The 12,223-nt window shown below is 47.3% G+C and carries 10 protein-coding genes; 4 read left to right on the top strand and 6 right to left on the bottom strand.

The window, feature by feature from the left end:
• Positions 1–423: 423 nt before the first annotated feature.
• On the top strand, positions 424–2,055 hold the full coding sequence (locus NDI35_RS22550) for a cation:proton antiporter (protein ID WP_445314673.1): 1,632 nt from the start codon (positions 424–426) through the stop codon (positions 2,053–2,055).
• Here NDI35_RS22550 and NDI35_RS22545 read toward each other — a convergent pair.
• From NDI35_RS22545 to NDI35_RS22535, 3 genes are all read right to left on the bottom strand, one after another.
• Complete coding sequence (locus tag NDI35_RS22545) at positions 2,012–2,728, bottom strand: potassium channel family protein (protein ID WP_445314672.1); 717 nt, start codon at positions 2,726–2,728, stop codon at positions 2,012–2,014. The two genes, NDI35_RS22550 and NDI35_RS22545, sit on opposite strands and share 44 nt — an antisense overlap.
• Before the next feature lie 208 nt (positions 2,729–2,936).
• Positions 2,937–3,218: an Asp-tRNA(Asn)/Glu-tRNA(Gln) amidotransferase subunit GatC gene (gatC, locus tag NDI35_RS22540; RefSeq protein WP_445314671.1), complete on the bottom strand. Its 282-nt coding sequence runs from the start codon at positions 3,216–3,218 to the stop codon at positions 2,937–2,939.
• A gap of 145 nt (positions 3,219–3,363) precedes the next feature.
• Positions 3,364–3,885 carry a photosystem I assembly protein Ycf3 gene (locus NDI35_RS22535; RefSeq protein WP_333263571.1) on the bottom strand — a complete coding sequence of 174 codons (522 nt, stop codon included), beginning with the start codon at positions 3,883–3,885 and terminating at the stop codon, positions 3,364–3,366.
• 609 nt (positions 3,886–4,494) lie between these two features.
• Between NDI35_RS22535 and NDI35_RS22530 the strand changes: the two genes are divergently transcribed.
• The gene (locus NDI35_RS22530) at positions 4,495–5,811 is read left to right on the top strand and encodes a hypothetical protein (protein ID WP_445314670.1); all 1,317 of its coding nucleotides are present in this window, start codon (positions 4,495–4,497) and stop codon (positions 5,809–5,811) included.
• 193 nt (positions 5,812–6,004) lie between these two features.
• Here the strand turns inward: NDI35_RS22530 and NDI35_RS22525 are convergent, their stop codons facing one another.
• From NDI35_RS22525 to NDI35_RS22515, 3 genes are all read right to left on the bottom strand, one after another.
• Positions 6,005–6,229 (bottom strand): hypothetical protein, encoded by a 225-nt coding sequence (locus tag NDI35_RS22525; RefSeq protein ID WP_333331997.1) that lies wholly within the window; start codon positions 6,227–6,229, stop codon positions 6,005–6,007.
• A 179-nt stretch (positions 6,230–6,408) separates the two neighbouring features.
• Complete coding sequence (locus tag NDI35_RS22520; RefSeq protein ID WP_445314669.1) at positions 6,409–6,561, bottom strand: hypothetical protein; 153 nt, start codon at positions 6,559–6,561, stop codon at positions 6,409–6,411.
• 9 nt (positions 6,562–6,570) lie between these two features.
• Positions 6,571–7,746: a SpoIID/LytB domain-containing protein gene (locus NDI35_RS22515; RefSeq protein WP_445314668.1), complete on the bottom strand. Its 1,176-nt coding sequence runs from the start codon at positions 7,744–7,746 to the stop codon at positions 6,571–6,573.
• A 264-nt stretch (positions 7,747–8,010) separates the two neighbouring features.
• On the opposite strand from NDI35_RS22515, the gene NDI35_RS22510 reads away from it, so the two are divergent.
• Positions 8,011–8,955 (top strand): ribonuclease Z, encoded by a 945-nt coding sequence (locus tag NDI35_RS22510; RefSeq protein ID WP_445314667.1) that lies wholly within the window; start codon positions 8,011–8,013, stop codon positions 8,953–8,955.
• 394 nt (positions 8,956–9,349) lie between these two features.
• Entirely contained in the window at positions 9,350–12,166 is a 2,817-nt protein-coding gene (gene secA / locus NDI35_RS22505) for a preprotein translocase subunit SecA (protein WP_445314666.1), read from the top strand.
• The last annotated feature ends 57 nt before the right edge of the window (positions 12,167–12,223 follow it).

The following is a 12,223-nucleotide window of genomic DNA, read 5'->3' as shown; positions in this document are numbered from 1 at the left end:
GAGGAATTTAGTCCCGCGAATCAGAACGTCCAAAACCCACTCAAAAATTGGACGGTCGATGACTGTGGGCGATCGCTCTCCGACTCCTGACATATGGATCGACAACTTCCATTACCCGCCTTAGCGGCAAGAGCGATCGGGTCGGTAACACTTCAGAATAGACAGTTAAAAAATTCTTAAAGACCCGCACAATTAATAGGAATTAGCATCCTCTAAGGGTTTATAAATCCTCCTGATTTACCCAAAAAATTGCCCTCTAAAAACGATTCGATCGCCCAAAAAACCCAGAAATCCTGTTTCAGCTTCATCGCCATTCATCCAAATACACCCCATAAATTGCAGTTAATTGTACAACAGAGTGAACGGTTTACTGTAGACTAAAACCGTAGTTAATCTGTCAATTTCTGTGAGGAAAACGAGTTTATGACAGGAATATCGCTGATCGAGTCGATTGTAGCGCAACCACCTCCGTTGGACAGCAATCCTGCTACAAATAGCCAAACTGCAGGAGTTATTTCTGAATTGGTCATTATCTTGATAATTCTGCTGCTGATTGCAACTGTTGTGGCACTCGTAACCCAACGGTTGCGAATTCCCTATGTGACGGGCTTAGTGTTAGCAGGCTTGCCCATTACGGAGGTCTTGTCGCGTCGAATTGGTTTAGATCCCTCTTTAGTATTAAATCTTTTCCTACCAATTCTGATTTTTGAAGCAGCTATCAATACTGATATCAGCCGTCTCCGCAGCACCTTTAAGCCGATCGCCCTGCTGGCTGGTCCAGGCTCGATCTTATCCTCAGCAATTATCGCTATTCTGGTTAAATTTGGGCTAGGACTAGACTGGATTCCGGCGTTGCTGATCGGAGTCATTCTGGCAAATACGGATACCGTCTCGATGATCGCGGTTTTTAAAGAGATTCGTGTGCCTTCCCGGCTATCCACCATCGTGGAAGGAGAAACCCTGTTCAATGATGCGGCTGCCCTGGTTTCATTCAATTTGATTCTAGTGGTTTATGCTACAGGTTCTCTTACCGTCGTGGGAGGACTTAAAGAACTGCTCGTGGTTGCCTTGGGCGGGGGACTCGTGGGTGTCATCTTAGGTTACTTGAGTCTGCCGATATTTGTTCGATTAAATGACCCGTTGAGTAGTCTCTTGCTGACCGTTGCGCTGGCGTTAGGAACATTCCAAATCGGGCAATTTTTTGGGGTATCCGGTGCGGTGGCTGTGGTGATCGCCGGACTCATTTTTGGCAATCTGGGGCTTTCTCGCAGTACGTCCGCCTCGGATCGAATTACGCTACTCAGCTTCTGGGAGTACGCGGGTTTTGGGGTCAATACATTTATTTTTCTGCTGATCGGCATTGAGATTAACCCGCTGACGCTGTGGAGAATTTTGCCATCCATCCTGTTCGTCATTTTGGCGTATCAACTGGGACGGATTCTCTCAGTCTATCTGTTGTTAGCGGGGGTGCGGTGGTTCGATCGTCCGATTCCCCTGCGCTGGCAGCACGTTCTGTTTCTGGGAAACATCAAAGGCTCACTGTCGATGGCACTGGCCCTTAGTATACCTCTGGGATTGACAGGACGAGATAACATCATTGCCCTGGTTTTCGGTGCAGTTTTATTCTCTCTGGTCGGACAGGGATTAAGTTTACCCTGGCTGGTAAAACGGTTACAAATCAGCCGTGTTTCTGATGTAATGCAGGAAGCTGGGCAGTTACAGATTCAGTTGATTGCTTCCAAAGCGGCTCAAGATGAGCTAGATAGTTTGCTGAAAGCAGGCGTGTTGCCGAAGGCAGTTTACGAGGAGTTATGGGCATCGTATCAAGCACGAGTAGCACACTCGGAGCGAGTGCTGCGCGATCTCTACAATAAACATCGGGCAGGGCAAGTACAGGGCGATCGCAGTGGCCTAGATACGATTCGACGGCGATTGCTTCTAGCAGAAAAAGGAGCAGTTAGCGATGCCCTCCGCAAGCGAATTGTCCCAGAGGATCTGGTTCATCCTTACATCAAAGATTTGGATGAGAAACTTCTAACGTTGGCAGATGACTAGCGCGAATGCCGAGGTAATCAATCATCTGGTGAACTAGCTCTGGACGGGTGACGACCAAGATCGTAGATCCTGCTTCAAGAACAGTATTGCCGTTCGGAATCTCCAGATTGGCGCAGGCATGGCATTGATAACCAATAATCAGCGAACCTTTTGGAAAACGAGCGTCTTGAGCAATTTGAGCAACGGTGTGACCTGCCACCTTGCAATCGCCTGGAACTGGCAGCTTTAGTACCTCGACTTGCCCGTGTTCAAAGTGCATCATCGACTCGATTTGGGGATATTCAATCGCATTCGCCATTGATGCAACTGCCAAATCAATAGTGCTGATGATGTGACTGGCTCCGGCAAGTCGATAGGCTTCCAGGAATTCGCGATCGCGCATTCGCACCACAATATGGGAAATGCCATAGCTCCTGGATAGGGTGATCAGCGCTAAATTCAGTGCATCATCCCTGAGTGCTGCAACGACTGCGTTTGCTTGTTTAATTCCCGCTTCCAGAAGAACAGTTGTGCTCACCGCACTGCCTTCAAATGCCATCACTCCGATTTTTTCACGAGCAAAGCGACACGCAAGCGGGTCGGCATCGAGGATTGCAACCGTATGACCGAGTGTTAATAGCTGCTGGGCTAAACCCAGCCCCATCATTCCTGCTCCACCAATTAATACGTACATGACTATTTGTCACCCCAAGAATGAACTTTACAGATTTATCCCTATGAGTGAGATTGTTTTTGGTTTCTATCAGTTTAATCTGCTTGTGGGGTGGCTTTTACCGGGCTTACTTATTACCTGTTCGACAGTTAATTTAATCTGCTTGTGGGGTTGGCATGGGAGCCAGCCCCTCAAGATATTTGCCTCAGTTAGGTACGCAGCGGAAACCCTACATAATCTTAGGCACTTTAAAAAACTCCCCATCGCGATCGGGAGCTCCCTCCAAAATAATTTCTCCCTTAGCAAAAGGTTGCAAATCGTCCGATCGCATTACATTACTAACATCGATCGCCCGCGTTGTCGGCTGCACCTTACTCGTATCTAGTTCACTCAACTGCTCGAAATAATCCAAAATACCGTTAAGTTGACCAGTAAACTGCTCTTCTTCTTCCGGCGTTAATTCCAATCTCGCTAAATTCGCTACTTTGCGAACTTCTTCTCTGTCAATCATAAAAATCTGTAATTGGGAATTAGTGAGTAGTTTTGACTGGTGATTTGTAAGTTTTAAGTGAAAGAGTTTTCAATTCACCACTCAACACTTAAAACCCACAACTTTCTGTTTACCCAATCAGGCTGCTTGTAGCTAACAACTGAGGTTAAAAATACACATCAATTTGCGATCTACCCGTCGTCTTCAGCCAATTTTGCACCTCAATGTAATTGTTGGGGGCCAAGCGAATAGCCTCCTTCCAATAATCGGCAGCTTTATCAAACAGCCCTTCCGCCGCTTCAAGATTTCCAGCTTCCTTTTCTTTTTCCCCTTTATAGTGATAAATCACAGCAATATTATTCAGCGCTTGTGGCATTCTCGGATTGAGATCCAAGGCTTGGCTGTAATATTCCAAACCTTTATCGTGTTCGCCGTTGCTAGTATGGATCAGCCCCATATTGTACAAGACATAACTGCGATCGTAAGGATCTTCCTCCAGCTTCAGCGCTTCATGATAATTTTCCAGCGCTTCAGCATATTCGCCATCTGCTTGAGCTGACATACCATCCCGGTAATAAGCAAAAGCTTCCTTCGCCTGCTTTTTGGCGGGCATAACCTTTAGGATGATATCAGCCATTACCGTGAAACTTTTGTCAATAAAGTTATCGTTGCGTTGACTTCTGGGCATATGCGATTCTTTGGTTAGTGGCTAATCAGAAAAATTAGCCTGTAAAGTTTTCCTATTAATAATTGCGCCACTGTTTTAGTTGGCAGTTGTGTTGAGGGCGCTAAAAAGTCTAGTCGATCGCAAGTGCGAACCCTAAAACACGCCCTTGGGTTTAACACCCGCGCAAGCTCTATCTATTTTATATAAGTCTTGCAAGACTTGCAAAAAAACCAGATTTCTTTAACCTCTCTCTCGCACTCTACACAAAACTTACAAAAATCCGCGCAGAAAGGAAAATTTTTGCAGTAGGGTGCAGGGGCGATTCTCTTCGATGGCTCCGCCAACGGGCGATCGCACACCGTACCTTACTAACTGTACCCATAATCCCCCCTCGTTGACCCTCAGAGCAAACAAGCAAATAGCCTGCCGAGGAGAAATTCAATCACAAAGTTTTATTAAGTTATCCGAGTTCAGCCCATACTTAAAAGTTATTCGGCAAAACACTAGCAATATTTTGCCCCAAAGTCAAGGGCAGCCTCAAAATAAATCAGAAACGCGATCGCCAAAACCAGCTCGAATTCCCGCAATATATAATAAAAATAACCGGGTAATTTTCACAGAGAGAAACCTATGGCTCCGAATCCCACCATTATGCAAGCCGTCGAACAACTTGGCTACCGCGTTACGGTTGGAGACGTGGCGGCAAAAGCTGGATTAGATGTCAATTTTGCCCAGCGAGAACTGTTAACCCTCGCCTCCGAAGCAGGTGGCAACCTGCAAGTAGCAGAATCCGGCGACATTGCCTACCTATTTCCCAAGAACTTTCGAGATATTTTGCGAAACAAATTCTTGCGCTTGCAGTTGCAGGAATGGTGGCAAAAAATCTGGCGCATTTTATTTTATCTGATTCGGATATCTTTCGGCATAGTGCTGGTAGCTTCTATCCTCTTAATTTTTGTTGCTATCACGGTTTTACTCTCCAGCGGCGATAGCAATAACAGCGGCGGCGGAGGAGGAGACGGTGGTGGCGGGGGCGGCAGAGGCGGCGGCTTTTTGTTTTTTCCCTACTTCTGGAACGACTTAATCTGGATATTTTACTGGAACCATGACCAACCTTACTACCAGCAGCGATCGCGCTTAACTGGCCAAAAACCCCAGATGAGTTTTCTGGAAGCAGTTTTCTCCTTTCTATTTGGAGACGGCAATCCCAATAACAATCTAGAAGAGCGCAAGTGGAGCAATATTGCCACTGCAATTCGCAACAACCGAGGCGCAGTCGCCGCCGAACAAATTGCCCCGTATCTCGAAAATCTCGGACAGGGATACGCCCGAGAATACGAACAATATATGCTACCGACTCTCGCCCGTTTTGACGGCCGCCCCGAAGTCAGTCCCGAAGGGCAAATAATCTACCATTTTCCGCAATTGCAAACCACAGCCACCGAGAGAAATTCTGAACCAGTAGCAGCTTATTTGCGAGAAATGCTGTGGCGTTTCAGCAACGCCAGTTCAGGACAAATCATGCTCGCAGCAGGTTTAGGAGCCGTCAATCTGGTCGGTGCGCTAGTTTTAGGGAATCTATTAACTAATAATTTGATCGCAGGTGGATTTATCGGTTTGGTCAGCGCTATTTATCCCATGATCCTAATTTACGGCGTCGGATTTCTCGCAATTCCTTTAATTCGCTACTTCTGGATTCAGTGGAAAAATAGCCGGATAGAATCCCGCAATCAAGAGCGTCAGCAGCGAGCAATGTTATTAAACGAACCCGATGCCAACTTACTCAAAAAACGGGCTTACGCCCAGGAATTTGCAGCAGAAAACGTTCTGACTGGAGAAGACTTAGCTTATACCACAGAAACAGAATTAACCCAACAAGAACTAGAACAGTCAGCCAAAATAGATGCCGAATGGCAGCGCAGGATCGATCGCTCGGACAACTTGTAATAATAATTAAAAAAACAGTTCTTTGTTGTTAAGTTAGGTTGCACTAAAATCTTGCACCCTTTTCAATAATAGGCAGTATGCCTGTTCTACAATAAAATATTTTTGTTGGGGAACAGGCTTTGAGTTCGTTGCTAAGAATTGTGAAAAATATCAATCTTTATGGATGTCAGAAGTTTTTCTAATCCGAGTTTTATTAAATAAGCTTAGGTCGTTTAAAAATCAAACAATTTTGGTCATACTTCGAGTCGTGATCCAGAGCCACAAGTTCCCATCCCTCGTCGCCCAAATGATTAACAAATAGATGCAGCGAGCCTTGTTTCCAATCTCGCTGTTCTTCACCGTTTACATATAAACTAATCAGCTTGTTTCCAAAAGGATACATATTCGCATCCACAAATAAATACTCCCACTTTTGCATAGCAATCCTTAATGTAGTTAATGATCAGTCATTAGTCATTAGTCATTAGTCATTAATCATTAATCATTCGCAATTCCCAATTTCCAATACTTCGGCTACCCCGTTCCTGCCGTTCTACTACGCGGTTCCTGAGCGTAGTCGAAGGGCCGTACAAGTTCCCAATTCCCAATTCCCTGTATTCAAGACACGGAAGTCACGGATACAGGAATAGCTGTTTTTCCCTTCTTCCTTCTTCCTCCTTCCTTCTTCCTTCTTCCTTCTTCCTTCCCCTTGACATCCGTTACATCCGTTACATCCGTCGAGCGAATCCGTTGCCGAACTTCCTTGCCCATTGCCAGCAGTTACTGGACTGCAATTCTAGCCAAAGTAGCACCTCGGTAATAGTGCAACAAAATCTGCTGGTAGCCGTATCCTTGTCTGGCCAAATTGTAGGCCCCCCACTGACTCATTCCTACAGCGTGACCGAAACCTTTGCCCGCAACTTGAAAACCGATAGGAGCTTGGCCACTGTTCCTTGAGTTCCCACCGCCTCCATACTGAGGAATCACGGTAAACCGCGTACTCCTCAAATTTAAAACCCGGCGTAAATCTGCGCCCGTCATGACCCTAGAACCGCCATCTCCAACTACTTTCATCCTCAAAACGCTGCCGTGAGCGGTAGTGCGTTCTGGCTTCATTGAGATCACATTGCCCACGCCAGAAATCTTACTGCTGATTTGAGCCCTAGAAAAATTTTCTTTCCATTGGTAAACCGGCGCCCCTTGGTCGAAGTCAGGAACAGCACGCAGGTAAGGCAAGGGTTCCGTCCAAACATCCTCGACATTTTCAGTATGTCCCCCAGACGCAGAGTGGAAAGCGGCTAAAATAATTTGACCGTTGTAAGCCAGAACTTGACCAGCGGTTGCATCGACTGCGGAATAAGTGCCAGAAGATTCTGTTTGCAGTCCTTTGTAAACCTGCGAATACTGAGTGCTGTCCACGTCGTAAAGGTCGGTTTCGCTTTTCATGCGCTGGTGGATAGCGTAGGAACGGGCGGCGACTGCTTGGGCTTTCAAAGCCTCTTGAGGCCAATTGCCACTCATCTCGGCGCCGAGAACGCTGTAGAGATATTGTTCGATATTGACGTAGTTGATTGCAGTCAAGCCTCCTTTTTGGGGAACTAGAAGCGTGCGTCCCCGATACCAGCGATCGCCAATCCAAACATAACCGTTCCCCGTCGGCTCGATCCAAACTTGGTTGGCTGCCCAGCGACCAATTGCCACTGTTCCCGATCGAAATTGAGCTGACTGAGAACTGTTTGCCGGCAGTTCGCCCAAATTGCGCCCGCTACCGTCGCGGATTGCAGCCTTAGTAGAACTGCCGACTTTTACCTGACTTGCCCCGTCTTGTACCGCCACTCGCAAGATCAGCGCGGCCTGTGCTGGGGCTACCATTGCCAGCCAAAACAACAGCGAAATCCAAAAGTAGCGTTTTTTTAATGTCGAAAAAACGGAAGCAAAAAATACTCCTGACTGCATTTGAAAATTTTCCTCCTGTGCTGTATGAGTTTAAGAATTTTTAAGGGAAGGCAAGAGAAAAAGGAAGGGGAACGGAAGAAACAAAACGTTAGAATTGGGTGGATCGCTCTGTACGCTTGTCAAAAATGATTTTAGCGAAGAGATGTTCACAGGAACAGCGATTTATCCCGGTTCCTGCCTGCGACTATTTCCTATATGTCGGATTTGTCGCACTCTGGATATATGTAACATATTTTTTAAGACTTAATTGAGGTGATTTGACTCTTGCAGATTACATTTCTCGGAACTAGCTCCGGCGTACCCACGCGATCGCGCAACGTTTCCAGCATCGCCCTCCGCTTGCCCCAGCGAGCGGAACTCTGGCTGTTTGACTGTGGCGAAGGAACTCAGCACCAGTTTCTCCGCAGCGATCTCAAAGTCAGCCAACTAAGCCGCATTTTCATCACTCACCTGCACGGCGACCATATTTTCGGCTTAATGGGTTTGCTGGCTAGCTGCGGTTTGGCGGGGAATGTCAAGCGCATCGATCTTTACGGGCCTCCGGGACTTGAAGAATATTTGCAAGCTGGTGTTCGCTATTCTCAAACTCATTTTTCTTACCCGGTTAAGGTACACAAAATTCACGAGGGAGTCATCTATGAAGATGACGAATATATTGTTAGTTGTGGCCCTTTGAAGCACCGAGTTACTGCTTTTGGTTATCGAGTAACTGAGAAAGATCGTCCGGGACATTTTGATGTAGAAAAAGCGAAGGCTGTGGGTATTCCTTCGGGGCCGGTTTACGGTCAATTAAAACAAGGAAAGACCGTAAAGTTAGAGGACGGGCGACAGTTTAAAGGTACTGATTTTTGTGGCCCGGATCAAATCGGGCGCAAGTTTGTTTATTGTACTGACACGGTTTTTTGTGAGGGGGCCGTCGAATTAGCGAAGGACGCTGATTTGTTGGTTCATGAAGCTACTTTTGCTCATCAAGATGCTCAAATGGCATTCGATCGCCTGCATTCAACTTCGACAATGGCGGCTCAAGTGGCTTTGATCGCTGGGGCGAAACAGCTAATTATGACGCATTTTAGCCCGCGTTATGCTCCCGGAAATGCGATCGTCCTGGATGATTTGCTCAAGGAAGCGCAGGCAATTTTTCCGAATACGAAAATGGCCTATGACTTTTTGACTTATGAAGTGCCGCGGCCTGTTTCAAACGAGGGTTAATCTGACCTGAGATGTTAAAGCATTTTCAATAAGGGCGATCGGGCGGGCTCTGGGGCCCACCCCACAAAAACATTAATCTATGGTGGAACAGGCTGGAAAGCCTGTTGCTGAAATTAGCAACAAAAACATTAATCTCTGGCTGAACAGGGAGATTGCCTGTTACGGCATGGAATTGTCAGTAAGCACCTATACCTGAGTTGCGATCGCGACCCACCTTCACCAACTTCAATCTAAAATCCAAAATCTAAAATCCAAAATCGGTCGATCGACCGCAGCCGCGGCCGAGGAGAGCCAATGGTTGCTACAATCGGGGAGGGTATATGTTGTGGCTAACACTACAGCCCGTAACCCTGAAAGCTAATAGCTAAATTATTAAAAATCTGCCTCTCCTGCCATGTTTAAAAATCTGCTAGGCGATCCCAACGCGCGCAAACTTAGAAAATTTCAGCCTTGGGTAGCTGATATCAATATTTTGGAAGAAGACATCCGCGCACTCTCAGACGACGGCCTCAGAGGCAAAACGGCGGAGTTTCAAGAACGTCTGGCAAAAGCTAAATCTCTCAACGAAGAGAAAGAGATCCTAGACGAAATCTTGCCGGAGGCTTTTGCAGTGGTGCGGGAAGCGGGACAACGGGTTTTAGGAATGCGCCACTTTGATGTCCAACTCCTCGGGGGCATTATCCTGCACAAAGGCCAAATTGCCGAAATGAAAACCGGTGAAGGCAAAACTCTCGTGGCGACGCTGCCGGCTTACCTTAACGCCCTCAACGGCAAAGGCGTACACATCATCACCGTCAACGATTATCTCGCAAGACGGGACGCGGAATGGATGGGACAGGTTCACCGCTTCCTGGGGTTGACTGTGGGACTGATTCAGCAGGGCATGGATCAGGTGGAACGAAAGAAAAATTATAGCTGCGATATTACCTACGCCACTAACAGCGAAGTCGGCTTTGATTATTTGCGCGACAACATGGCTACTGTCATGGAAGATGTAGTGCAGCGTCCTTTTAATTTCTGCGTGATTGACGAGGTTGACTCGGTGCTGATTGATGAAGCACGGACGCCTTTAATTATTTCCGGCCAGGTGGAACGCCCCAGTGAGAAGTATATACGGGCGGCTGAGGTAGCTGCTGCTCTGAGAAAGGAAAATGAGGAACATTACGAAGTTGACGAAAAGGCTCGGAATGTGCTATTGACCGATGAAGGCTTTGGTGAAGCTGAGCGGTTGTTGGGTGTTACGGATTTGTACGACCCGGCTGACCCTTGGGCGCATTACATTTTTAATGCGATTAAGGCGAAGGAATTGTTTATTAAGGATATTAACTACATCGTCACTCCCGATCGCGAAGTCGTGATTGTGGATGAGTTTACCGGTCGGGTGATGCCGGGACGGCGCTGGAGTGACGGTTTGCACCAGGCGATCGAAGCGAAGGAACGGGCGGAAATTCAGCCGGAAACTCAGACGCTGGCAACAATTACGTATCAGAATTTCTTTTTGCTTTATCCGAAGCTGTCGGGGATGACTGGGACGGCAAAGACTGAAGAGACGGAGTTTGAGAAGATTTACAATCTGGAAGTGACGCTGATTCCCACTAACCGGATTACCAGCCGTACTGACCTTTCGGATATGGTTTACAAGGCGGAGGCTGGGAAGTGGAATGCGATCGCCCAAGAATGCGCGGAAATGCACGAGATCGGTCGGCCGGTGCTGGTGGGCACTACGAGTGTGGAAAAGTCTGAGTTGCTGTCGCGGCTGCTGCTGGAACGGAAAATTCCTCACAATTTGCTTAATGCTAAACCGGAAAATGTGGAGCGGGAATCAGAAATTATTGCTCAAGCCGGACGCAAAGGCGCTGTGACGATCGCGACCAACATGGCGGGACGCGGTACTGATATTATTTTGGGCGGTAATTCTGAGTACATGGCGCGCCTGAAGTTGCGGGAGTATTTTATGCCCCGGATCGTGCAACCCGAAGATGACGACGGGTTTTCGGTGGTGCAAGTGCCTGGTATTAGTGGCCGCCCCGCACCTCAAGGTTTTGCTCCGACTACGAAAAAGGTAAAGTCTTGGAAAGCTTCGGCGCAGATTTTCCCGACGCAATTATCGAAAGATGCCGAGCAAATGCTCAAGGCAGCCGTGGAATTGGCGGTGAAGGAGTACGGCGAGCGATCGCTCTCGGAATTGCAAGCCGATGATATCGTGGCTATAGCTTCGGAAAAAGCGCCGACAAAAGACCCGGTAATTCAAAAATTGCGGGAAGCTTACAATTTAACTCGCCGCGAATACGATGCTTTTACCAGCACCGAACACGATGAAGTCGTGCAGTTGGGAGGTTTGCACGTCATCGGTACCGAACGCCACGAATCGCGCCGGATCGATAATCAGTTGCGCGGCCGGGCGGGACGCCAAGGAGACCCTGGTTCTACACGGTTTTTCTTGAGTTTGGAAGACAATTTGCTGAGGATTTTCGGCGGTGAACGGGTGGCCGGTTTGATGAAGGCTTTCGGTGTTGAGGAAGATATGCCGATCGAATCTGGAATGCTGACTCGTTCCCTCGAAGGCGCTCAGAAAAAAGTCGAAACCTACTATTACGACATCCGCAAGCAGGTATTTGAATACGACGAAGTGATGAACAATCAGCGTCGAGCAATCTATGCGGAACGTCGCCGAGTATTGGAAGGTTTGGACTCCAAAGAACAGGTAATTAGATATGCCGAACAGACGATGGACGACATCGTGGGAGCATACATCAATCCCGATTTACCTTCGGAAGAATGGGAACTCGACAAACTTGTGAGCAAGGTTAAGGAATTTGTTTATCTGCTCGCCGACATGACACCGGATCAGCTAGAAGATTTGTCCGTTGAGGAAATTAAAACTTTCTTGCACGAACAAGTCCGCAATGCTTACGACATTAAAGAAGCGGAAGTTAATGCAATCCGAGCTGAATTGATGCGAGATGCGGAAAGGTTCTTTATTTTGCAGCAAATTGATACTTTGTGGCGGGAACACTTGCAACAAATGGATGCTTTGCGCGAGTCTGTGGGATTGCGCGGTTACGGGCAGAAAGATCCGTTAATCGAGTACAAAACTGAAGGTTACGAGCTGTTTTTGGACATGATGACGGATATCCGCCGCAATGTGGTTTATTCGCTGTTCCAATTCCAGCCGCAGCCGGCAATGCAAGTTTCGCCAGAGATGGTTTGAAAATAGTTAATAGTTGACAGTTAACAGTTGACTGTTAACTGTTGACTGTTGACTCGA

Source organism: Microcoleus vaginatus FACHB-2002 (assembly GCF_040004035.1).
In the GTDB taxonomy this organism is placed as follows: domain Bacteria; phylum Cyanobacteriota; class Cyanobacteriia; order Cyanobacteriales; family Microcoleaceae; genus Microcoleus; species Microcoleus vaginatus_C.
Note: the sequence above shows the minus strand (reverse complement) of the source record. Positions and strands in the feature narration are given on the sequence as shown.